20 protein-coding genes are annotated in these 20,905 nt (G+C 67.3%); 9 read left to right on the top strand and 11 right to left on the bottom strand.

Features of this window, described 5'->3' with window-relative positions; translation table 11 throughout:
• Positions 1–84: 84 nt before the first annotated feature.
• A complete protein-coding gene (locus AC5P9L_RS15740) occupies positions 85–369 on the top strand; it encodes a DUF2782 domain-containing protein (RefSeq protein WP_005411628.1) in 285 nt (94 codons plus the stop codon).
• Positions 370–626: 257 nt separating this feature from the next.
• On the opposite strand, the gene AC5P9L_RS15735 is transcribed toward AC5P9L_RS15740, so the two are convergent.
• Positions 627–1,073, bottom strand: coding sequence for a universal stress protein (locus AC5P9L_RS15735; RefSeq protein WP_005411629.1), 447 nt, complete (start codon positions 1,071–1,073; stop codon positions 627–629).
• A gap of 185 nt (positions 1,074–1,258) precedes the next feature.
• Here AC5P9L_RS15735 and AC5P9L_RS15730 point away from each other — a divergent pair, with 185 nt between their 5' ends.
• On the top strand, positions 1,259–1,405 hold the full coding sequence (locus AC5P9L_RS15730; RefSeq protein WP_005411630.1) for a hypothetical protein: 147 nt from the start codon (positions 1,259–1,261) through the stop codon (positions 1,403–1,405).
• Between the two features lie 49 nt (positions 1,406–1,454).
• Here the strand turns inward: AC5P9L_RS15730 and AC5P9L_RS15725 are convergent, their stop codons facing one another.
• A complete protein-coding gene (locus AC5P9L_RS15725; protein WP_012481617.1) occupies positions 1,455–2,009 on the bottom strand; it encodes a hypothetical protein in 555 nt (184 codons plus the stop codon).
• A 147-nt stretch (positions 2,010–2,156) separates the two neighbouring features.
• On the opposite strand from AC5P9L_RS15725, the gene AC5P9L_RS15720 reads away from it, so the two are divergent.
• Positions 2,157–2,783, top strand: coding sequence for a hypothetical protein (locus tag AC5P9L_RS15720; RefSeq protein WP_024957802.1), 627 nt, complete (start codon positions 2,157–2,159; stop codon positions 2,781–2,783).
• Positions 2,784–2,874: 91 nt separating this feature from the next.
• On the opposite strand, the gene AC5P9L_RS15715 is transcribed toward AC5P9L_RS15720, so the two are convergent.
• The 6 genes from AC5P9L_RS15715 to rpmB form a co-directional block, all read right to left on the bottom strand.
• Entirely contained in the window at positions 2,875–3,201 is a 327-nt protein-coding gene (locus tag AC5P9L_RS15715) for a low molecular weight protein tyrosine phosphatase family protein (RefSeq protein ID WP_024957801.1), read from the bottom strand.
• A gap of 171 nt (positions 3,202–3,372) precedes the next feature.
• Entirely contained in the window at positions 3,373–5,565 is a 2,193-nt protein-coding gene (uvrD, locus tag AC5P9L_RS15710) for a DNA helicase II (protein ID WP_012481620.1), read from the bottom strand.
• 9 nt (positions 5,566–5,574) lie between these two features.
• The gene (locus AC5P9L_RS15705; protein WP_279915772.1) at positions 5,575–6,996 is read right to left on the bottom strand and encodes an FAD/NAD(P)-binding protein; all 1,422 of its coding nucleotides are present in this window, start codon (positions 6,994–6,996) and stop codon (positions 5,575–5,577) included.
• Positions 6,997–7,041: 45 nt separating this feature from the next.
• Positions 7,042–8,460: a cardiolipin synthase gene (cls, locus tag AC5P9L_RS15700; RefSeq protein ID WP_495230670.1), complete on the bottom strand. Its 1,419-nt coding sequence runs from the start codon at positions 8,458–8,460 to the stop codon at positions 7,042–7,044.
• Positions 8,461–8,692: 232 nt separating this feature from the next.
• Positions 8,693–8,860 (bottom strand): 50S ribosomal protein L33, encoded by a 168-nt coding sequence (rpmG, locus tag AC5P9L_RS15695; RefSeq protein ID WP_169411268.1) that lies wholly within the window; start codon positions 8,858–8,860, stop codon positions 8,693–8,695.
• A 10-nt stretch (positions 8,861–8,870) separates the two neighbouring features.
• Complete coding sequence (rpmB, locus tag AC5P9L_RS15690; RefSeq protein ID WP_005411638.1) at positions 8,871–9,107, bottom strand: 50S ribosomal protein L28; 237 nt, start codon at positions 9,105–9,107, stop codon at positions 8,871–8,873.
• A gap of 278 nt (positions 9,108–9,385) precedes the next feature.
• Between rpmB and AC5P9L_RS15685 the strand changes: the two genes are divergently transcribed.
• A complete protein-coding gene (locus AC5P9L_RS15685) occupies positions 9,386–10,600 on the top strand; it encodes a glycosyltransferase (RefSeq protein WP_043034428.1) in 1,215 nt (404 codons plus the stop codon).
• Between the two features lie 13 nt (positions 10,601–10,613).
• On the opposite strand, the gene dnaQ is transcribed toward AC5P9L_RS15685, so the two are convergent.
• Both dnaQ and AC5P9L_RS15675 read right to left on the bottom strand, forming a co-directional pair.
• Positions 10,614–11,123: a DNA polymerase III subunit epsilon gene (dnaQ, locus tag AC5P9L_RS15680; RefSeq protein ID WP_005411640.1), complete on the bottom strand. Its 510-nt coding sequence runs from the start codon at positions 11,121–11,123 to the stop codon at positions 10,614–10,616.
• 55 nt (positions 11,124–11,178) lie between these two features.
• Entirely contained in the window at positions 11,179–12,072 is an 894-nt protein-coding gene (locus AC5P9L_RS15675) for a LysR family transcriptional regulator (protein ID WP_279915773.1), read from the bottom strand.
• Between the two features lie 107 nt (positions 12,073–12,179).
• Here AC5P9L_RS15675 and AC5P9L_RS15670 point away from each other — a divergent pair, with 107 nt between their 5' ends.
• The 5 genes from AC5P9L_RS15670 (at position 12,180) to AC5P9L_RS15650 (ending at position 18,804) form a co-directional block, all read left to right on the top strand.
• Positions 12,180–12,578 (top strand): RidA family protein, encoded by a 399-nt coding sequence (locus AC5P9L_RS15670; RefSeq protein ID WP_005414901.1) that lies wholly within the window; start codon positions 12,180–12,182, stop codon positions 12,576–12,578.
• A 161-nt stretch (positions 12,579–12,739) separates the two neighbouring features.
• The gene (locus tag AC5P9L_RS15665) at positions 12,740–13,072 is read left to right on the top strand and encodes a hypothetical protein (RefSeq protein ID WP_005414902.1); all 333 of its coding nucleotides are present in this window, start codon (positions 12,740–12,742) and stop codon (positions 13,070–13,072) included.
• A 56-nt stretch (positions 13,073–13,128) separates the two neighbouring features.
• Positions 13,129–14,382 (top strand): TolC family protein, encoded by a 1,254-nt coding sequence (locus AC5P9L_RS15660; RefSeq protein ID WP_108270106.1) that lies wholly within the window; start codon positions 13,129–13,131, stop codon positions 14,380–14,382.
• Positions 14,379–15,584 (top strand): efflux RND transporter periplasmic adaptor subunit, encoded by a 1,206-nt coding sequence (locus AC5P9L_RS15655; RefSeq protein WP_164172853.1) that lies wholly within the window; start codon positions 14,379–14,381, stop codon positions 15,582–15,584. The genes AC5P9L_RS15660 and AC5P9L_RS15655 overlap by 4 nt, the downstream gene beginning before the upstream one ends.
• 10 nt (positions 15,585–15,594) lie before the next feature.
• A complete protein-coding gene (locus AC5P9L_RS15650) occupies positions 15,595–18,804 on the top strand; it encodes an efflux RND transporter permease subunit (RefSeq protein WP_279915774.1) in 3,210 nt (1,069 codons plus the stop codon).
• 95 nt (positions 18,805–18,899) lie between these two features.
• Here AC5P9L_RS15650 and AC5P9L_RS15645 read toward each other — a convergent pair whose 3' ends face one another.
• Positions 18,900–20,672 carry a DUF885 domain-containing protein gene (locus AC5P9L_RS15645; RefSeq protein WP_043034422.1) on the bottom strand — a complete coding sequence of 591 codons (1,773 nt, stop codon included), beginning with the start codon at positions 20,670–20,672 and terminating at the stop codon, positions 18,900–18,902.
• Positions 20,673–20,905: the final 233 nt, after the last annotated feature.

Here is a 20,905-nt window from a genome sequence, read left to right as displayed (position 1 = left end):
CGCCCGTGCCTGCACCGCGACGACACGGCACGCACCTGGCGATGGGGCATAATCAGGGCTCTCTCCAGGCAAAGGCCCCCGCCGATGAAGACCCTGATGCTGGCTTCCCTGCTCCTGCTCGCTGGCTGCGCCAGCATGGGTGGCGCAGGTGCTCCCCCGGTGGACGTCAAGGGCGCCGATGTCTCCAAGCGCACCATGGACAACGGCGATGTCATCGAGGAATACCGTGTGTCCGGCCAGCTGCGCATGGTCAAGGTGACGCCATCGCGCGGTGCTCCGTTCTACATGTACGACAAGAACGGCGATGGCCGTTTCGACAACGACAAGGACGGTGTGTCGCCGGTGTACTGGAAGCTGTACAGCTGGTGATGTGACCGGGGTCGGATCCCTCTCCACAGGAAAGGGCTCTGACCCCTCAAGGCCATCGGCACGGCCCATCCACGCATGGCGTGGATCTACCGGGACAACGAACGTGGATCCACGCCATGCGTGGGTGACCGCCTATCAGTAGATCCACGCCATGCGTGGATCCGCCCCCCGATCCCCGACAAAAAACAACGCCGGCGCGCATCCTGCGGCCGGCGTCGGGTCCCCTCCCCGGGAACGCTTGAATCAGTGGGTGTGGATCAGCGGATGACCAGCACCGGCAGCGTGCTGCGTGCCAGCACTTCGGCAGTCTGGCTGCCCAGCAGCACGCGGGTCACGCCACGGCGGCCGTGCGAGGTCATCACGATCAGGTCGCTGTTGCGCTCGCCGGCGGTCTCGATGATGCCGTCAGCTGCGTAGCGGTCCAGCACGTGCACCGGATTGGCGGTGATGCCCTGCTCGGCCGCCTTGGCCAGCGCCGGCTGCAGCACCTTCTGCGCGCCTTCCTCGCGGTCGGCCTTGTACTCGGGGCTGTTCATGTAGCCCACGCTCCAGCCCATGGCGTCGTACATGCCGACGGCCCACGGCTCGGAGACAGTCACGATATCGACCTCGGCGTTGAGGTCCTTGGCCAGCTCCAGGCCCTTGGCCAGGCCCTTGTCGGCCAGCTCGGATCCGTCGGTGGCAATCAGGATGCGCTTGTACATGGTGGGGCTCCGTGGCGGTCTGCCAGATGGGAACGACACCATTGCACACCGGATGTGCAGGCCGCGCCTTGAGCAGAATCAATCCGGCGCCGCGCATTGGCGTGTGCGCACCGCCCGCTTGCACGCACCGGTCGGGCGGCGCATGCTCGGCGGGCGGCGCACTGCCGCGCCCAAGGACGACCGACATGCAGGACAACAAGCCGCCCGTCTGGAGTTCCCAGAAGTCCATCATGGTCGCCGCGATCATCGCCTTGGCGGTGCTGTTCGGCGGCTACCAGATCGGCAAGGACATGGCACTGCGCGACAACGCCCGGCAGTCAGCCGGCCGATAACCTGCTGCCGTAGAGTCGAGCTTGCTCGACTCTTCAGCGCCCCCTACCTTCAGGCGATCTGCACCACGCGTGCGTTCTGGCACAGCGGATAGCTGCCCACGAATTCGGCAATCGCATCACGCATCGCTTCGAACGATCCGCCGTACATGTACAGCGCGGTCTCGGTCGGGCCCTGCCACCAGCTACAGATCTCGCCCAGGCCGTCGATGTTCTCCGACAGCTGTTCGAACACGTGGTTGGAATCGCACTGCTCGTAGACTTCGTCCGGCAGGTTCAGGCCATCCAGGTAGATGCCCAGGCCTTCGGTCACGCCGAAGCTGCGGTCGGTTTCACCCGCGCCCTGCAGCTGCGAACCCTTCGGTGCACCCAGCTGTTCCAGCAGGTCGATCAGCTTCGGCACGCCGTCCGCATCGACCAGCGCCACTTCGATGTCGCCGTACTCGACTTCACCGAGGTCGGATATTGCAGTGCCACCACCGGTCAGCTCGCCCACCTGGGCCGCCTGCAACAGCGCGTCGAGCGGGTCCTCGAACAGTTCGTGGCGATGCTCGGGCTGCAGCCGGGCGTTCAACTTCACGGTGACGTGCAGCGTGGGTTCGGTCATGGGGGCGTTCCTGGAAGATGTCGCCGCCTATTGTAGAGCTGAGCCATGCTCAGCTGCTTTTCCCTGCCCTGACCAACGACACTCCCGCTGCCGGCGAGCCACGCGATAATGCGCATGGCAAGGACACCATTCCAACAGGGGGAATACATGAAGTCGATCATTGGTCTTTCGCTGCTGCTGCTCCTCACCGGCTGCGGCATCCGCACCGAAGTGGTGCGCGTGAACGTGCCCGATATCCGGGTGAATCCCGAAGAGGGTCCGGTAGTGGTGGTGGGGCCGGTGCGCGACGTCCGTCCGGTCTATTACCCGGAAGTTGCGGCAGCCGACCGTGCGAAGAACATTGCCGGGGTGGTTCGTCAAGGCAACGGCGTCCTTGTCTCCATCGAGTCCACCACAGCGGCGGACAAGACACGCGCAATCATGATCCAGGCATTGCGAAACATGGGCTATCGCACCGCCGATCAGTGCGAAACCTCATGTACGCAACTGGAGGCCTCGCTCACCGATTTCTCGGTCAAGATGCCGGCGAACTTCTTCCGGATGGTGTCATCCACACAACAGATGCTGGCCGACATTTCGGTGCAGGTCGTTGCGCGGAAGGAAGGCCAGACCCGTACCTTCACCGCCACCGGGCATGGCGCGAACATCTTCCAGGTGCCATCACGCGAGAACTGGGAAATCGCACTGGAGCGCGCGGTAAAGAGTTTCACCAGCAGCCTGCAGCAGTCGATGTCCGAACAGGATGCGACGGCCGGTTCAAAGGCGCAGGACTGACGCTCTGTCTTTCTGGTAGACCCGAGCCATGTTCGGTTGCCTTTCCCGCCAGAAGCAGCCGAGCATGGGCTCGGCTCTACACCACCAACGCTCAACGCAGGAACGGCGTCACCTTGCGCTTCAGCAACTCCACCAGCACCGGGTCCATGTACTCGTAGTCGTCCGGAATATCCAGGCAGATCACCCGCTTGCCGTTCATCCATGTCTTGTAGCGGCTGGACAGGCGGTTGCGGTGCGCCTTCTCCATCACGAACACCAGGTCCGCCCACTGCAGCAGCTCAGGGCTGAGCACTTCCTCGGCGTCGGCCAGCAGCCCGGCCGAGGCGGTCTCGATGCCCGGCCAATCGGCGAATACCTGCTCGGCCGTCGGGCTGCGCAGGCGGTTCTGGCTGCAGAGGAAGAGCACGTTGCGGGTCATGGGCGCAGCCTAATCGGGGTCGGATCCCTCTTCCAACGGAAAAGGGCTCTGACCCCATACGTGTAACGTCCAACCGCTTTTGTAGAGCCGGGCCTATGCTCGGCTGTTCTTCCCCGCCAACAGCAGCCGAGCATGGCTCGGCTCTACAGGGATCCCGCCCCCCGACGGTGATCAGATCACCGTCAGGTTGGCGTAGGCCATCACCAGCCACTTGCTGCCGGCGTCGGCAAACTCGACCTGCACGCGGGCGTGGGCGCCGCTGCCTTCGTAGTCGGTCACCATGCCTTCGCCGAACTTGGGATGGGTGACCAGCGCGCCGAGCTTGACTGGCGGCGCCTCGATCGAGGCATGGCCCATCACCCGGCTGGCGCCCATCGAGGCCGGCCGCGAGACCTGCACCTTCGGGCGCACTTCGTGCAGCAGCTCGCGCGGAATCTCGCGCAGGAAGCGCGACGGCAGGCTGTAGTTGTCCTGACCATGGATGCGGCGCGATTCGGCATAGCTCAGCACCAGCTTCTGGCGCGCGCGGGTGATGCCGACGTAGGCCAGGCGGCGCTCTTCTTCCAGCCGCCCGCTTTCCTCCAGCGAACGTGCACTCGGGAACAGGCCGTCTTCCATGCCTGCCAGGAACACCAGCGGAAATTCCAGGCCCTTGGCCGAATGCAGGGTCATCAGCTGCACGCCGTCCTCGCCGGCCTGCGCCTGGCCTTCACCGGCCTCCAGCGCGGCGTAGGCCAGGAACGCGACCAGCTCGTCCATGTCCTCGCCCACTTCCTCGATGTCGTCGGCGCGGCGCACGAAGCGCGAAGCGACCGAGACCAGTTCGTCGAGGTTGTCGGTGCGCGATTCCGAATCCAGCGAATTGCGGCTTTCTTTGCTCCAGTGCTCGCGCAGCTGCGAGCGGGCCAACACGTGGTCCACGCGCTCGGCCAGGGTCATGTGCACGGTCTGCGCCTGCAGCTCGTTGACCAGCCCCAGGAAGCCGGCCAGTGCATTGCGCGCGCGTGCGGCCAGCGCGTTGCCCTGGGTGACCAGCATCGTTGCTTCCCACAGCGAGATGCCCTGCGCGCGCGCCTCGCGGCGCACTTCGTCCAGCGTGCGGTCGCCGATGCCCCGGGTAGGCGTGTTGACCGCGCGCTCGAAGGCGGCGTCATCGTTGCGGTTGGACAGCAGGCGCAGGTAAGCCAGCGCGTCCTTGATTTCGGCCCGTTCGAAGAAGCGCATGCCGCCGTACACGCGATAGGGCACCTGTTCGCTCAGCAGCGCCTCTTCAAGCGCGCGCGACTGTGCGTTGCTGCGGTAGAGCACGGCCACTTCGGTGTAGCTGCCACCATCGCGTACCCACTGGCGGGCACGCTCGACGATGTAGCGCGCCTCGTCCATCTCGTTGTACGCCGCGTACAGGTCGATCGGTTCTCCGTCGCCACTGTCGGTCCACAGCTGCTTGCCGATGCGATCCGGGTTGTGCGCGATCACCGCATTGGCAGCGCCGAGGATGTTGGCAGTGGAGCGATAGTTCTGTTCCAGGCGGATGGTCTGCGCACCTGGGAAATCACGCAGGAAGCCCTGCACGTTCTCGACCTTGGCGCCGCGCCAGCCGTAGATGGCCTGGTCATCGTCGCCGACCACGAACACGTGGCCGGAATCGCCGGCCAGCACGCGCACGAAGGCGTACTGGATGGCATTGGTATCCTGGAACTCGTCCACCAGGATCTCGCGGAAGCGGGCACGGTAGTGCGACAGCAGCGCCGGGTTGTCGCGCAGCAGTTCATGCGCGCGCAGCAGCAGCTCGGCGAAGTCGACCAGGCCGGCGCGGTCGCAGCGTGCCTGGTATTCGATATAGGCCTGGCGCATGGTTTCCAGCCACGCATCATGCGGCTCGGGCTGGATGTGCTGCGGGCGACGGCCCTCGTCCTTCTGCGCGTTGATCCACCACGCGATCTGCTTGGCCGGGTACTTGCCGTCGTCCAGCTCCAGCGCCTGCACCACGCGCTTGACCAGCCGCAGCTGGTCGTCCGAGTCCATCACCTGGAAGCCTTCAGGCAGCTTCGCGTCCTGCCAGTGCAGGCGCAGCAGGCGGTTGGCCAGGCCGTGGAAGGTACCGATCCACATGCCACGGCTGCCGTTGGGCAGCTGGGCGTCGATGCGGTGGCGCATTTCGCCGGCCGCCTTGTTGGTGAAGGTCACCGCGAAAATGCCGTGGGTCGGCACGCCTTCGACTTCATGCAGCCAGGCGATGCGGTGGGTGAGTACGCGGGTCTTGCCGGAACCGGCACCGGCCAGCACCAGGTGGTGGCCGGGGGGAGCGGAGACGGCTTCGCGCTGGGCCGGGTTCAGGCCATCAAGCAGGTGGGAGACATCCATGCCCCCATTTTACGGCATCGCCGTCGCGGCTCCTGCGACCACCTGGGTGGCCAGTGCCTGCGCCTGCTGACGCAGTTCAGGCACCGCCAGACTTTCCCACAGGCTGCCGATGCGCAGGCTGCCGAGCACGCCCAGCCGCGCCTGCGGTTGGCCACCGGCGGCACACAGGCGATCGCCCGGCACCGTGCTGTCCAGGCCCAGCCCATGCGGGCCGGGGCGGGCCAGGCCATCGGCCTGCAGCTGCTGCAGCAGCGGGTTGCGCAGCGCACTGGCGCGGGTTTCCACGCCGGTAGCGTTGATCACGCCGCTGATCGTCCACTGCTGTTCATTGCCGGTGGCATCGCGACCCGACAGCCGCAGGGCATCGCCTTCGCGGCCGACGCGTTGCAGGCGGGATCGGTGGATACGCAGTTGGCCGCTTTCGATCAGCGCCTGCAGCTGTGCGTCGACCTCTTCGGCGATGCGGTGGCGATGCACATCCCAGTAGCGCACCACATGGCGCAGGAAGCGGCGCTGGTCGGCCGCGTCGAGGCTGCACCACAGCGCCTGCCCGTGCGGACGGATACGGTCCATCACGCCCTGCCACGGCAGGCCGTCGGCCTGTGCCTGGCGTGCGAACCCACGCAACGCGCGCAGGCGCTGGCGCAGGTTCATCGGCAGCAGCGTGGCCGGGTCGAACGTGGGCAGGCCACCATGCGCATGCGGCAACGGCAGCAGGCCGTGGCGCGAGATCACATGCAGCGGGCCGGTGTGGCCGGCGGCGACCAATGCCAACACGGTGTCGGCCATGCTCAGGCCGGACCCGACGATGGCCACGGCCTGCTCGCCGGCCAGGGTGCGCACGCCGTCGTAGTCCCAGGCCTCGATCACGTCATCGGCTGGCAGTGCCTCGGCACCGGCCACCGGCAGCGGCCGCATGCTGTTGCCGGTGGCCAGCACCGCCTGCGCGGCGTGCAGCGTGCTGCCATCGCCGAGTGTCAGCTGGTAGCCATGGTCATCCGGCTGCAGGCCCAGCACCGGCTGCGCAATCACCTGCAGCTGTGCCGGGTTGGTCGCAGCAGCCTCCTGCAGGCGCTGCTGCAGGTAGGCAGCAAAGTAGTGGCGGCACACGTAGCGCTCGCCCAGCGCCTCGCGCGCCTCGCCCGGGTAGGCATTGGCGGCCATCAGGTGGTCGAGGAAATCGCCGGGCTGGTCGGCAAACGCACTCATCTTCGCCGCCGGCACGTTCAGCAGGTGCTCCGGCCACGGCGTGGCATAGGCGATGCCCTGGGCCAGCTGCGAGGCGGGTTCGAAGATGGCCAGCGCCAGCGGCGCATTCGCCTGGCGCAATACCTGGATCGCCACCAGCACCCCGGCCGCACCACCACCGATGATCGCCAGGTCCAGTTCGCCATTACGCGGTGAATCAGTCATGTGCCGATTGTAGGCCATCGGCGATGACAGGCAGGATTGCCGGAATGGGCGGCCGGCATTGCTTCACATCAACGCATCGGCCAGCCGTGCAATACCTTCGCGGCTGCGCCGCCACGTGGGACGGCTGCGCCACTGCTGCAGGTCCAGCTGCCGCGACTCGCGCAGGTAGCCATCCTCGATCGCGCACAGCTGCTGCACCAGCGCGCGGTCGTAGCAGATCAGGCCGATCTCGGCATTCAGCGCGAACGAGCGGATATCCATGTTGATCGAGCCGAGCACGGCGATGTCCTCATCCACGCTCATGTGCTTGGCGTGCAGGAACTGCGGCTCGTACAGCGCGATGCGCACGCCACAGCGCAGCAGCTCATCGTAGTAGGCCTCCTGCGCCCACGACGTCAGCCGCTGGTTGTTGCTGGCAGACAGGATCAGCTGCACCTGCACGCCGGACAACGCCGCAATGCGCAAGGCGCTGAGCGTGGCTTCGTCCGGCACGAAGTACGGGGTGACCATCACCAGCCGGCGTCGCGCCAGGTGGATCAGCGCGGCTACCGCGTCGCGCGCGTTGCTGTACGGGTAGGCCGGGCCGCTGGGCAGCAGCTGGGTGGCGATGTCGTCGCCGCATTCGGGCACATCGGTGATCACATCCAGGCGCTGGCCGGTCTCCATGTACCAGTCGCTGGCGAATACGGCTTCCAGATGCGCCACCGCCGGGCCGCGCACGCGCGCCACCAGCTCGCGGTTCGGGTGGCCCGGCACGAACTGCGGGCCCGCCAGGTTCTGCGAACCGACATAGGCCACTTCGTTGTCGATCACCGCGATCTTGCGGTGGTTGCGCAGGTCCATGCGTCCGCTGCGACGCCAGCGCAGGCCACCGGGCAGCATCGCGCGCACTTCGATGTCGCGCGCCTGCAGGCGCTTGCGATAGACGCGCAGGCCACGCTTGGCGCCCACCGCATCGAGCAGCACGCGGCACTGCACGCCACGCGCGGCGGCACGCTGCAAGGCCTCGACAATGGCCTCGCCGACCGCGTCATCGAACATCAGGTAGTACAGCAGGTGCACGCGGTCTTCGGCCTGGTCGATGTCGGCGATCAGCGTGTGCAGCGACTCGTCGTAGTCGGTCAGCAGATCGACGGCGTTGCCGTGCACCGGCATGAAATCGCCCTGGCGCTGCACCAACGGCACGATCTCGGCGCTGGCGGTGTCGGGCTGTGGGGTCCAGCGCAGGCGATGCTGGAGCGCCTGCTCCTCGCGGATCACCTGCGAGGCCTCGGCCTGGCGGCGGATGCGCTCGCGCGACAGCCACGGATGGCCGAACAGCAGGTACAGCGGCAGGCCCAGCAGCGGTACGAAGCCGACCAGCAGCAGCCAGCTGCGCGCCGCGCCGGGCGTGGTGCGGGTGGGAATCCAGCACAGCGCGACCAGCCGGATCAGCCAGTCGATCAGCAGCAGGTAGGAACCCAGCAACCACTCGAACAGCATCGTGTCGCCCGTCGGGAGGTGATGGGCCATTCTGCCCACCGGCCTTTGTAGAGTCGAGCCGCGCTCGACTGCGTTGAAGCAGCGTGCCAACCAAGGTTGGCACCTACCGGGGGGTGGAGGGAGTGTGCCGACCAACGGTCGGCACCCACAGGCGCCCACCACGGGAACATCGGGCATGAAAAAACCCGCCACAAGGGCGGGTTTCTTCGCGGGGACCAGCAATCCTTGCGGATTACTTGATCTTGCCTTCCTTGTACAGGACGTGCTTGCGCACGACCGGATCGTACTTCAGGAATTCCATCTTCCCCGGGGTGTTCTTCTTGTTCTTGTCGGTCGTGTAGAAGTGGCCGGTACCGGCCGAGGAAATCATACGGACCTTATCGCGCTTGCCTGCCATGATGCTTTACTCCTCAGACCTTTTCGCCGCGCGCACGCAGCTCAGCCAGAACGGAATCAATGCCGTTCTTGTCGATGGTGCGCAGTGCATGCGCGGAAACACGAAGCTTGACCCAGCGGTTCTCGCTGGCCACCCAGAAACGGCGCTCGTGCAGATTCGGCAGGAAACGACGACGGGTCTTGTTGTTGGCGTGCGAGACGTTGTTACCCGTCTGCACTCGCTTGCCGGAAACCTGGCATACGCGGGACATTGCGCACCTCGATAGTAGTAGTTGTCAGCCCGTAGCCCGGGAGACGGCGGCCTCGATGGTTGCCCACCACACGTCAAGAGAATCAAAGGGTTACGCTGGCGTTGGGCGGCCGGGGACGTGCTCCCGGGGGCGCCGCCCGGTAGAAAACCGGACACAGCGAGCCGCGCATTATGCACGGGTTCAAGCACTTGCGCAAGTTACCCACAGGCTGCGGCTGAACCGGCAGGGCCGGGAGCCCGCCAACCGGCATACTGCTCCGGTTCACTGCGGAGCTTTCCATGCGGCTGCTGGCCCTGACCTACGGAACCGAAGGCGATACGCGTCCCCTGGCCATGCTCTGCCATGGGCTGATCGGCGCAGGCCACGAGGTGACACTGCTTGCCGATGGCGGCACCCTGGGCAGCGCGCAGGCACTGGATGTGCCCCATGCGGCTCTTGAAGGTGACATCCATGACGAAGTGGTCGCGCTGGTCTCGCGTGGCAACGGTGTTGCCGCCGCCAGTAGCGGGCTGGCACGGATGGCGCTGCAGCATGTCAGCGGCTGGATGCGCCAGGCCGATGCCGCTGCCGAAGGCTGCGATGCGATTCTGACCGGTGGCCTGGCGGCCTTTGTCGGCATGAGCGTGGGCGAACGCCGCGGACTGCCGGTCATCGGCACCGGCATGATCCCGCTGACCCCGACGCGGGCCTTCCGCTCTCCGTTCCTGCCACCGGGACGCTCGCCGGGCTGGTTGAACCGCGCCAGCTATGGGCTGGTCAACGGCCTGATCTGGCGCCAGTTCCGTCGGCCGATCAACGCAGCCCGCAAGCAGCTGGGGCAATCGCCGCGCCGCTCGCTGTGGCCCGGCCTGCCGATGCTCTATGGCATCTCGCCGCAGCTGCTGCCGCCACCGGCGGATTGGCCGGCCGACCACATCGTCTGTGGCCAATGGCGCCTTCCTGATGCGCCCTGGATACCCCCGGCCGATCTGCAGGCCTTCCTCGATGCCGGCCCGGCGCCGGTGTATCTGGGCTTCGGCAGCATGACCGGCTTTGATCGCGAGCGCGTGTTGCCGGCCCTGCTGCAGGCGCTGGCGCCACGCCGGGTGCTGCTGTTTCCTGGCTGGGTGGGACTGCCTGCGATGCGCTTGCCCGATTCGGTCTTCGTACTGGGGCCGACTCCACACGAAGCGCTGTTCCCGCGTTGCGCATTTGCCATCCACCACGGTGGCAGCGGCACCACGCATTCGGCCTGCCGCGCCGACATTCCCTCGCTGGTGATGCCGTTCGCCGCGGATCAGTTCTTCTGGGCCGATCGCCTGTATCGGTTGCGGGTGGCACCGGCGCCGCTGTCAGCGAAGCGACTGGATGCAGCGACGCTGGCAGCGGCCATCACCTTCGTTGAAACCGACGCAACACGCGCACGCGCGGCGGCCCTGGGCGTGGCGATGCGCCATGAGGACGGGGTGGCCTGTGGCGTTGCAATGATCGAGCGATGGTTGCGGCCGGTGTGACAGCGGCCAAGCCTCAGCGCAGGTGCGGAATCACCTGCGCCAGCAGGTGCGCATCCTTCAACGCGCCATGCAGGCCGCGCTGGCTGGGAATGCGCAGGCGCTGCAGCACATCATCCAGCTTGTTGCCCTGACCCGGCCAGCGTCCCCGCGCAAGCTTCAGGCTGCAGGTGATGCGGCAGTGCTGGGCCAGCGTGCCGGGGATGCCGGACAGGCGCAGCTCGTTGTCCAGGAAGCCCACATCGAAGGTAGCGTTGTGCGCGACCATCTCGCTGCCGCGCAGGAACTCCAGCAGTTCGGCCGCCTTGCTGGAGAACAGCGGCTTGCCCACCAGCATCGCATCGCTGATGCCGTGCACGCGCTGTGCGCCCCAATCCACCTTGCGCTGCGGCTGCAGGTAGGTGTGGAACTGGCGGCCGGTGAGCTGGCCATCGATCAGTTCGACGGCACCGATTTCGATCACCCGGTGCCCCAGGCGGTGGGAGATGCCGGTGGTTTCGGTATCCAGTGCAACGATGCGGCTCATCAGGGTGTGCGTTCTCCAGTACGTGCACGCCGATTCTCGCACGCGACCGATGCACTCACCCCAACGCTTCCACCACCCAATCGATGAACACCCGCAGCCGCTGGCTCATGTGCCGGTTCGGCGGGAACATCACATGCATCGGCATCGGCGGCAGCTGCCAGTCCTGCAACACCGGCAGCAGCTCGCCGCGCGCCACGTGCGGTTCGGCCATGTAGCTGGGCAGCGCCACCACGCCCAACCCCGCCAACGCAGCGGCCAGATAGGCATTTCCATCATCGAAGCCGACCGTATAGCGGCCCTGCACCTCAACGCGCTCATCGCCGCGCTGTGCGCTGAACACCCGCGCCCGGCCACTGCGCGGGCTGAGGAAGCCGATCATGTGGTGGTCGGGTCCTTCCAGCGCGCGCGGGTCGGTCGGCAGGCCGAAGCGCTGCACATAGCCCGTACCGGCGTGGAAACCGATCGGCAGCGCGCCGAGCGGTCGCGCCACCAGTGCCGGGTCGGCCGGGGTGCCACCCCGGATCACGCAATCGACGTTGTCTGCGATGACGTCGACCTCGCGGTCGCTGACGCCGATGTCCAGCTGGATCTCCGGGTAGCGCGCCTGGAAATCCGGCAACGCCGGCACCAGCCGCAACCGCGCGTACGGCCCGGGCACATCCACGCGCAGCCGCCCGCGTGGCTGGGTGGCCGCGTCGCCCAGCCCGCCCTCCACTTCTTCCAGCTCGGCCAGCAGGCGGGCGATGCGCGGGTAGTAGGCTGCACCGTCGGTGGTGACGCTGACCCGGCGCGTGGTGCGGTTGAGCAGGCGCAGCCGCAGGTGTGCCTCCAGCTGCTGCACCAGCTGGGTGACCGTGGTGCGGCTGATCTGCAGCGTGTGCGCGGCGCGGGTGAAGCTGCCGGTTTCCACGACCCGGGCAAACGCCCGCATCGACTCGAAACGGTCCATGGCGGGCCATGATTGTTTGGAATTGGCAATCAATCTAGGCCGATCATCGCGGTTTATCCAGACAGCACTGGCGCGGAGGATGGCGTTCTCTCCCACGGATCTTCCCCATGTCACAGCGTGATGTCGTTTTCCCCACCGGCCGCCAGGCCCTGTACGAGCGCAACCGCTACTCGCCTGCGATCCGTTCCAACGGCTTCCTGTTCGTCTCCGGCCAGGTCGGCAGCCGTGAGGACGGCTCGCCCGAGCCGGACTTCGAAACGCAGGTGCGCCGCGCCTTCGAGAATCTCAACGCGGTGTTGGCTGCTGCGGGCTGCACGTTCGATGACGTGATCGACGTGACCGTGTTCCTGGTCGATCCAGAGAAGAACTTTGAGAAGGCCTGGGCGATCGTGCCCGAGTACTGGGGCGAGGCGCCGCACCCGACCCTGACCGGTATTGGCGTGACCTGGCTGTATGGGTTCCAGTTCGAGATCAAGGTGATCGCGAAGCTGCCTGCAGACCGGTAGTGCCGGCCGCTGGCCGGCAGCAAGGTGTCGGGGTCAGAGCCCTTTCCGGCGGAAAGGGATCCGACCCCGCGCCCGGCCCACCTGAACGGGAGATTCCGACGTATTCCCGAAGCGGCCATTGATATTGTATCCGGCGAAAACCGCTTGCTAGCCTCCCTTCCATGCGCCGGATCACCCGCCAACTGCGTACGTACCTGATGATGCTGCTGATGGCGGCATTCGTGGTCGTGCCGGTGGCCGACGCGCTGGCCTGCACGGTGGAACCGCACGCCAGCACGGTGCACGTGGAGTCCGCACCGGATGCCGATGGCGATACCGACGGCAAGCATGTTGGTGCCTGTGGCCACAACCACTGCCACCACTCCAACCTGAGCCTGCCGGCCAGTACCCTCGCCGCCTTCGGTGCGCCACTGCCGGCGCGCTGGATGAATGCCGGCGACGCGGCGACCTATGCGGTCGCCCAGGATGAATTGACGCGTCCCCCCCGGGCGTGAGTTGAGCGCGTCCCGCGATTGCGGGCTCCCGTTTCACTCACAACCGGAATCCCCCTATGTCGATCCTGACACCTCGGTCGCCGCGCGCGGCCGGGCTGGTCGTCGCCGTGTTGCTGGGCCTGGCCCCGGCAATGCAGGCGTCGGCGCAAGCCGCCCCTTCCTACGACACCCTGCTTGAACGCCTGGACCAGCTGCCGGGTACCCGCGTGGGTACGGCACTGGCCGAGGCCGCCGATGCGCGCGCCGACCAGGCGCGTGCGTTGCCCAATCCTTCCCTCTCCTATTCCGCCGAAAACGCCTGGGGCACCGGCTCCTATGGCGGCATGGGCAAGGCCGATACCGTGCTCACTTTGTCCCAGCCGCTGGAGGTCTGGGGCCAGCGTGGCGCGCGCGTCCGTGCCGCCCGGGCCGAAGCACAGGCGGCCAACCTGCGTGGTGCCCAAAGCCGCAGCGACGTGGCCAGCCAGCTGGCGGTGGTCTACGCACAGGCGGAAAGTGCACTGCGCCGCTACACCCTGGCCGAAGAAGCACTGACCCTCACCCGCGCTGACGCCAACGCCGTCAACGCGTTGGTCAAGCAGGGCCGCGAACCGCAGCTGCGTGCGGTGCAGGCGCAGAGCGAGGTGGCCAACGCCAGCGCAGCGCTGGATGAAGCGCAGGCGTTCCGCGATGCCGCGCTGGCCCGCCTGGCCGGTGCTGCACTGCTGGATGCACCGGTGCAGTCGATCAACGACAGCCTGCTCGACCGTGCGCCGCCGCTGCCGCGCGGTGCCACCGACGTGGCGCTGGCGGTGCGCATTGCCGAAGCCGAAGCCGATGCGGCGGGCAAGCTGGTCGAGGTGGAACGCAAGCGCGCCCTGCCCGACCTCAGTGTCACCGCCGCGCAGACCCGCTTCCGCGAAGGCGGCGAGCGCGCCTACAACCTCGGGGTCAGCCTCAGCATCCCGTTGTTCGACCGCAACCGCGGTGGCATCCGCGCCGCCAATGCCGACCAGCGCGCGGCCGAAGCACGCCTGGACCAGCAGCGCCGCGACAGCGAGGCCGAGCGCCTCTCTGCGGTGGCCGGGTTGAAGGCCGCCAGCAGCCGTACCCGCGCCGCTGATGAAAGCGTGGTCGCCGCCGAAGAGGCATATCGCCTGGCCCGCATTGGCTTCGACGCCGGACGCATCTCGCAGCTGGAACTGCGCAGCACGCGCAGCGCCCTCATCGCCGCACGCGGCACCGCCGTGGATGCGCGCCTGTCGCGCGTCGCCGCGGAAATCGATCTTGCCCGCCTGGAAGGGCGCGCACCCTTTGTGGAGGCTCCATGACTCTCTCCCGTACTTTCCCGCTGATCGGCGGCGTACTGCTGACCGTCCTGCTGGCTGGCTGCGCCGGCAACGCGCAGACGCCTGCCAATGAAAACCCCGCTGCGGCCAAGGCCGGCACCGACGATGGCCACGGCCATGCCGCCGGCAGCAAGGAAGCCAAGGCAGAAACCGCGAAGGCACCTGCTGACGCCGACGAAGGCGTGGTGCAGCTGACCCCGGAGCAGATCAAGGCCTCCGGTATCGAAGTGGTCGCGATCGGTCGCGGTGGCGGTGGCTCCACGCGCCTGTCCGGCCGGGTCGAACCGTCGGTCGGTGCACGCGCCTCGGTGGCGTCGACCGTGACCGGCCGCGTCGAACGCGTTCTGGTCGCACCGGGCACCGCGGTGAAGCAGAACCAGGCACTGGCGATCGTGGTCAGCGGCGAAGCGGCGGTGTTCCGCGCCAATGCGCTGGCCGCAGCGGCCGAAGCCGAAGCCGCGCGGCTGGCCTATGGCCGCGACAAGGCGCTGGTCGACCAGGGCGTGGTCGCCCGCCAGGAGATGGAAGCCTCGCGTGCACGTTCGCTGGCGGCACAGGCCCAGGCTGCTGCCGCGCAGGCCCAGGCCGCCGCCAACGGTGCGCCCGACGCCAGTGGCCGCGTGCGCATCACCAGCCCGGTGGCCGGCATCGTCGGCAACGTGCAGGTCACTCCGGGCGGCGTGGTCGCCGCCGGCAGTGCAGTCGCCGATGTCGCCGACCCGACGATGAACGAGCTGGTGTTCACCGCACCGCCCGCGCTGGCCGCACAGGTCACGCCCGGCATGAAGCTGGAGGTCAGCGTACCGGGTGGCAGCTTCACCGCCACCGTCACCGGTTCGGCCGCCGATGTCCGCCAGCAGGGCGGCGTCGCGGTCATCCGTGCCACGCCGGTGGATGCCTCGCTGCCACCGGCTGGTTCGCCGGTCTCGGCCGTGGTGGTCACCGAAGGCCAGGACGGTTCCCTTAGCGTGCCCGCCGATGCGGTGCAGAACGTTGATGGCAGCAGCGCGGTGTTCGTCGCCGTCGAAGGCGGCTTCAAGGCGCAGCCGGTGCTGGCTGGGCGCCGTGCCGGTGACCGCATCGAGATCCTCGGTGGCCTGACCGGCAGCGAGCGCATCGTCGGTGCCAATGCCTTCCTGCTCAAGGCCGAACTGGCCAAGGGCGAAGCCGAGCACGGCCACTGAGGAGGCGACCATGTTCAAGCTGATCATTGAAACAGCGGTGCGCCACCGATGGCTGGTGGTGTTCATGGCCGCGCTGATCGCCGCCGTGGGCCTGTTCCAGCTGGGCAAGCTGCCGATCGACGCGGTGCCGGACATCACCAACCGCCAGGTGCAGATCAACACGGTGGCACCGGCGCTGACCCCGGAGCAGATCGAGCGGCAGGTGACCTACCCGCTGGAAACCGCGCTGGCCGGCATCCCCGGCCTGACCACCACGCGTTCACTGTCGCGCAATGGCTTCTCGCAGGTCACCGCGATCTTCACCGATGCGACCGACATCTACTTCGCGCGCCAGCAGGTGGCCGAACGCATGCGCGAGGCATCTGAAGACCTGCCCGATGGCGCGTCGCCGATGCTGTCGCCGGTTACCACCGGCCTCGGCGAAGTGCTGATGTGGACCGTGGACTTCACCACGTTCGATCCGGCCAAGCTGGCCAAGCCGGGTGAAGCCGGCTGGCAGGCCGGCGAGGTCTACCGCACGCCGGAAGGCAATCTGCTGTGCACGCCGGAAGAACGTGCGACCTACCTGCGCACCGTGCAGGACTGGATCATCGCGCCGCAGATGCGTTCCAGCCCGGGGCTGGCCGGCGTCGATACGGTCGGTGGCTACGTCAAGGAATATGGCGTGCATCCGGACAGCGCCCGGCTGGCCGCGCACGGCCTCGGCCTGGCCGATCTGGTCACCGCCCTGCAGCGTTCCAACGTGCAGGCCGGTGCCGGTTTCGTGCAGCGCGCCGGCGAAGGACTGGTGGTGCGTGCCGATGGCCTGGCGCTGACCACCGAGGATCTGGCACAGGCCCCGGTGGCGACCCGCAATGGCGTGGTGGTGCGCGTGGCCGATGTGGCCGAGGTCGAGCTGAGCCGCGCGCCGCGCCTGGGTGCGGCCAGCCGCAACGGCCATGAAGCCGTACTGGGTACCGCGCTGATGATTGCCGGCGGCAACAGCCGCACCGTGGCGCAGGCCGCTGCGGCGCGCCTGGAACAGGTGAACAAATCGCTGCCGGCCGACATTGTGGCCGCGCCGGTGCTGGACCGCAGCGTGCTGGTCAATTCCACCATCAAGACCGTGGCCAGGAACCTCACCGAGGGCGCGCTGCTGGTGGTGGTGGTGCTGTTCCTGCTGCTGGGCAACCTGCGTGCAGCGACGATCACCGCGCTGGTGATTCCGCTGTCGTTCCTGTTCGCAGTAATCGGCATGAACCGCTTCGGGATCAGCGGCAACCTGATGAGCCTGGGTGCGCTGGACTTTGGCATCCTGGTGGACGGTGCGGTGATCGTGGTCGAATCGACCCTGCTGATGCTGGGCCAGCGCCGCGCCGAACTGGGCCGTGCATTGACCGCGATGGAGCGGCTGCGCGTGGCTGCCGATTCGGCGATGAAGATGGCGCGTCCAGCTGCGTTCGGACAGTTGATCATCCTGCTGGTGTTCGCGCCGATCCTCACCCTGGAAGGCGTGGAGGGCAAGACGTTCCACCCGATGGCAGCGACCTTCATGCTGGCCCTGGTCGGTGCCTTCATCTTCTCCTTCACCTTCGTGCCGGCGATGGCCGCGCTGCTGGTGCGCGAGCCGAAGGTGAAGGACGGCGATACGCATGCCGAAGATGGCGAGCACGAGACGAAGCTGATCCGCGTGCTGCGTGCGCGCATCGAGCCGATGGTGCGCAAGGCCGTGGCGCATCCGCGCACGGTGCTGGCAGCTGCGGTGATGATGGTGGTGGTGGGCATCGGCGCGTTCTCGCTGCTGGGCCGCGAGTTCATGCCGACGCTGGACGAAGGCAACGTGGCGATGCAGGCCCTGCGCGTGCCGTCGACCTCACTGGAGCAGTCGCTGGCGATGCAGCTCGCGCTGGAGAAAGCGATCGCCAAGCAGCCGGAAGTGGAAACCGTATTCTCGCGTACCGGTACCGCCGAGGCGGCCATCGACCCGATGCCGACCAACATCTCCGACAGCGTGATCGTGCTGAAGCCGCGCAAGGACTGGCCCGATCCGAAGCTGGCCAAGGACGCACTGGTGGCGCGCTTCGAAAAGCTGGCCGGGCAGCAGCTGGGCAACAGCTTCGAGTTCAGCCAGCCGATCGAACTGCGCTTCAACGAGCTGATTTCCGGCGTGCGTACCGACCTGGCGGTGATGATCTTCGGCGATGACTTCAGCCAGCTGCAGAAGGTGGCCGACCAGGTGGCGCTGAAGCTGCGTGCGGTGAATGGCGCGGCCGACGTGCGGGTGGAACAGATCTCCGGCCTGCCCACCCTGAACGTGGCGATCGACCACGTGGCGGCGGCTCAGTACGGCCTGACCGCCGCAGACGTCAGTGATGCACTGTCCACCGGCATTGGTGGCACGGCGGCCGGCAAGATCTTCGAAGGTGATCGCCGCTTCAACGTGGTGGTGCGCCTGGATGATGCCTCGCGCAACGATCCGGACCAGCTGGCCTCGCTGCCGATCGCCACGCCTTCGGGGCTGGTGATTCCGCTGTCGTCGGTGGCGCGCATCACGGTCAGCGAAGGACCGAACCAGATCAGCCGCAACAACGGCAGCCGCCGCGTGGTAGTGCAGGCCAACGTGCGTGGCCGTGATCTGGGCGGCTTCGTGGGGGAAGCACAGGCGGCGGTGGCAGACGTGGCGCTGCCGCCGGGTGCGTACCTGACCTGGGGCGGTCAGTTCGAGAACCTGCAGCGCGCGGAGAAGCGACTGGCAACGGTGGTGCCGGTGGTGTTCCTGCTGATCGGCAGCCTGCTGTTCATGGCCCTGCGCAGCGGCAAGGAAGCCATTCTGGTGTTCAGCTGCGTGCCGCTGGCGCTGGTCGGCGGCATCCTCGCGCTGCTGCTGCGTGGCATGCCGTTCTCGGTATCGGCGGCGGTCGGCTTCATCGCCGTCTCCGGCGTGGCCACCTTGAACGGCCTGGTGCTGATGCAGGCGATCCGCGAACGCCTGGATGCCGGTGACCTGCCGCTGCAGGCAGCGATCAACGGTGCATCGAGCCGTATCCGCGCGGTGCTGACCACCGCGCTGGTGGCGATCGTCGGCTTCATTCCGATGGCGATTGCCAGCGGTTCCGGTGCGGAAGTGCAGAAGCCGCTGGCGACGGTGGTGATCGGTGGCCTGATCACCGCCACCGTGCTGACCCTGCTGGTGCTGCCGACCTTTGCTGCACGGGTGGCCAAGCCGCGGGCGGTGGGGTGAGCTGAGAGGGGGTCGGAGCCCTTTCCGTGGGAAAGGGATCCGACCCCGTGACCGGGTCGGATTGCCGGCCAGCGGCCGGCACTACCCGGTAGCGGTCAGGCCTTCTTGCGCTCGGCGATGTAGGCCTGGATCTGCTGTTCCAGCACCGGCAGCGGCACCGAGCCCTGCTTGAGCAGGGTGTCGTGGAAGCCCTTGATGTCGAACTTGTCGCCCAGTTCCTTCTCGGCCTGCGCGCGCAGGCGCACGATGGCGATCTCGCCCAGCTTGTAGCTCAGCGCCTGGCCCGGCCAGGAGATGTAGCGGTCCACTTCGGTGGTCACTTCATGCTCGCTCAGCGCGGTGTGGTCACGCAGGTAGGCCAGCGCCTGCTCGCGGGTCCAGCCCTTGCTGTGCACGCCGGTGTCGATCACCAGGCGCGCGGCGCGCCACATCTCATAGGTCAGGCGGCCGAAATCCTCGTACGGGGTTTCGTAGATGCCCATTTCCACGCCCAGCTTCTCGCAGTACAGCGCCCAGCCTTCGCCATAGGCGGAGATGTAGGCGTTGCGGCGGAACTCGGGAAGGTTCTTCTGTTCGGCGGCGATCGCGCCCTGCAGCGCGTGGCCCGGATCGGACTCATGCAGCGTCAGTGCCGGCAGGTTGTACAGCGGGCGCGACGGCAGGTTGTAGGTATTGAGCCAGTAGGTGCCCATGCCACCACGGCCGGCGGTCCAGAACGGCGCGATATCCGGCGGCACCGGCACGATGGTGAAGCGCGCGCGCGGCAGCGTCATGTACTTGCCGAGCTGGCCGTCCGCCCGCTTGGAGATCCACGCGGCACGCGACAGCAGCTCTTCCGGCGTCTTGGCATAGAACTGCGGATCGGTACGCAGGAAGGTCAGGAACTCGGCGAAGCTGCCCTTGAACTTCACCTGCTTGATGATGTCGTTCATTTCCTTCTGGATGCGTGCGACTTCATCCAGGCCGATGCGATGGATCTCGTCCGGCGACAGGTCCAGCGTGGTGTATTCGTGGATCTGCTGCTTGTAGTACGCCTTGCCATCAGGCATCGCTTCGGCGGCCAGGGTGGTGCGCGCCTGCGGCACGTACTCGTTGACGAAGAAGGTGCGCAGCTGCTGGAACGCCGGCACCACCTTGCCGCTGATCGCTTCACGCGCCTGCGCCTGCAGCCTGGCCTGCTCGGCGGCCGGGATGGTGGTGGGCAGCTTCTTGAACGGCGCGTACAACGGCGATCCGGTCGGGTCCTTCAGCTCGGCGACGGTGGCGATGGACACTTCGCGGCCATCGAGCACGGCACGCGGCACGCTGAAGCCACGCTTCAGGCCGGCACGCATGTTCTCGGTCTGCTGGCCGAAGTAACGCGGCACATCGTTCAGCCGTGCGATGTAGTTCTGGTAGTCCTGCACGGTCTTCATCTCGCGCCGGGCCATGAAGGACAGGTTGGACCAGAACGAGGAGTCGGCGTTGAACGGCATCTCGTAGCCGCGCAGGCGCGTCTCTTCGGCCAGGTTGAACACCTGGTCGTGGTAGATCGCGTAGTTGACCTGGTTGTCGGGCGACAGGGTCTTCGGGTCGATCTTCTTCAGCGCGGCGAGGGTCTCGTCCCACACCTTCAGGCGCGCCTGCTGCGCGGCCGGGCCGACATCGGGCATGCGGGTGGCATTGGCCGGCGCGTCTTCGTCTTCGCTGGCCTCGCCGCCGCCTTGCTGGCGCCACTTCCATTCCTTCTCGTACAGCGCGCGGAAGGCAGCATCGGCGGGCGATTCGGTAGCGACGCTGGCCGGCGCGGCGGCGGCGGGCGGCGCGGCCAGGGCCACGGCGGGGGCGGACAGGGCAATCAGCAGGGCAACGGCAAGACGGGTTTTCACGAGCACAGGTTCCCGGGAAGGCAGACCCCGATGATGGCACCGCCCACGGCCCGTGGCATGGGACGAAGGTCCTGCCTGCAGCGCAGGCAGGACCGGGAACCGGCCGCAGGCCGGGGCCCCAGCGCCGGGGGCGCGTGGTAGAGCCGACTGTCAGTCGGCTGCTCTTCCGCCACATGCAGCAAACCCCGCGCTCCGCGCGAAAGTCGACTGACAGTCGACTCTACCCACGGCAG

Source organism: Stenotrophomonas sp. YJH_SMC_64 (assembly GCF_059371375.1).
This window is presented reverse-complemented; position numbering and strand designations above follow the sequence as displayed.

What these genes read in the sequence shown, in the direction of transcription:
- AC5P9L_RS15740 (WP_005411628.1), top strand. Translation starts at nt 85, where the DNA reads ATGAAGACCCTGATGCTGGCTTCCCTGCTCCTGCTCGCTGGCTGCGCC.
- AC5P9L_RS15735 (WP_005411629.1), bottom strand. Translation starts at nt 1,073, where the DNA reads ATGTACAAGCGCATCCTGATTGCCACCGACGGATCCGAGCTGGCCGAC.
- AC5P9L_RS15730 (WP_005411630.1), top strand. Translation starts at nt 1,259, where the DNA reads ATGCAGGACAACAAGCCGCCCGTCTGGAGTTCCCAGAAGTCCATCATG.
- AC5P9L_RS15725 (WP_012481617.1), bottom strand. Translation starts at nt 2,009, where the DNA reads ATGACCGAACCCACGCTGCACGTCACCGTGAAGTTGAACGCCCGGCTG.
- AC5P9L_RS15720 (WP_024957802.1), top strand. Translation starts at nt 2,157, where the DNA reads ATGAAGTCGATCATTGGTCTTTCGCTGCTGCTGCTCCTCACCGGCTGC.
- AC5P9L_RS15715 (WP_024957801.1), bottom strand. Translation starts at nt 3,201, where the DNA reads ATGACCCGCAACGTGCTCTTCCTCTGCAGCCAGAACCGCCTGCGCAGC.
- uvrD (WP_012481620.1), bottom strand. Translation starts at nt 5,565, where the DNA reads ATGGATGTCTCCCACCTGCTTGATGGCCTGAACCCGGCCCAGCGCGAA.
- AC5P9L_RS15705 (WP_279915772.1), bottom strand. Translation starts at nt 6,996, where the DNA reads ATGGCCTACAATCGGCACATGACTGATTCACCGCGTAATGGCGAACTG.
- cls (WP_495230670.1), bottom strand. Translation starts at nt 8,460, where the DNA reads ATGCTGTTCGAGTGGTTGCTGGGTTCCTACCTGCTGCTGATCGACTGG.
- rpmB (WP_005411638.1), bottom strand. Translation starts at nt 9,107, where the DNA reads ATGTCCCGCGTATGCCAGGTTTCCGGCAAGCGAGTGCAGACGGGTAAC.
- AC5P9L_RS15685 (WP_043034428.1), top strand. Translation starts at nt 9,386, where the DNA reads ATGCGGCTGCTGGCCCTGACCTACGGAACCGAAGGCGATACGCGTCCC.
- dnaQ (WP_005411640.1), bottom strand. Translation starts at nt 11,123, where the DNA reads ATGAGCCGCATCGTTGCACTGGATACCGAAACCACCGGCATCTCCCAC.
- AC5P9L_RS15675 (WP_279915773.1), bottom strand. Translation starts at nt 12,072, where the DNA reads ATGGACCGTTTCGAGTCGATGCGGGCGTTTGCCCGGGTCGTGGAAACC.
- AC5P9L_RS15670 (WP_005414901.1), top strand. Translation starts at nt 12,180, where the DNA reads ATGTCACAGCGTGATGTCGTTTTCCCCACCGGCCGCCAGGCCCTGTAC.
- AC5P9L_RS15665 (WP_005414902.1), top strand. Translation starts at nt 12,740, where the DNA reads ATGCGCCGGATCACCCGCCAACTGCGTACGTACCTGATGATGCTGCTG.
- AC5P9L_RS15660 (WP_108270106.1), top strand. Translation starts at nt 13,129, where the DNA reads ATGTCGATCCTGACACCTCGGTCGCCGCGCGCGGCCGGGCTGGTCGTC.
- AC5P9L_RS15655 (WP_164172853.1), top strand. Translation starts at nt 14,379, where the DNA reads ATGACTCTCTCCCGTACTTTCCCGCTGATCGGCGGCGTACTGCTGACC.
- AC5P9L_RS15650 (WP_279915774.1), top strand. Translation starts at nt 15,595, where the DNA reads ATGTTCAAGCTGATCATTGAAACAGCGGTGCGCCACCGATGGCTGGTG.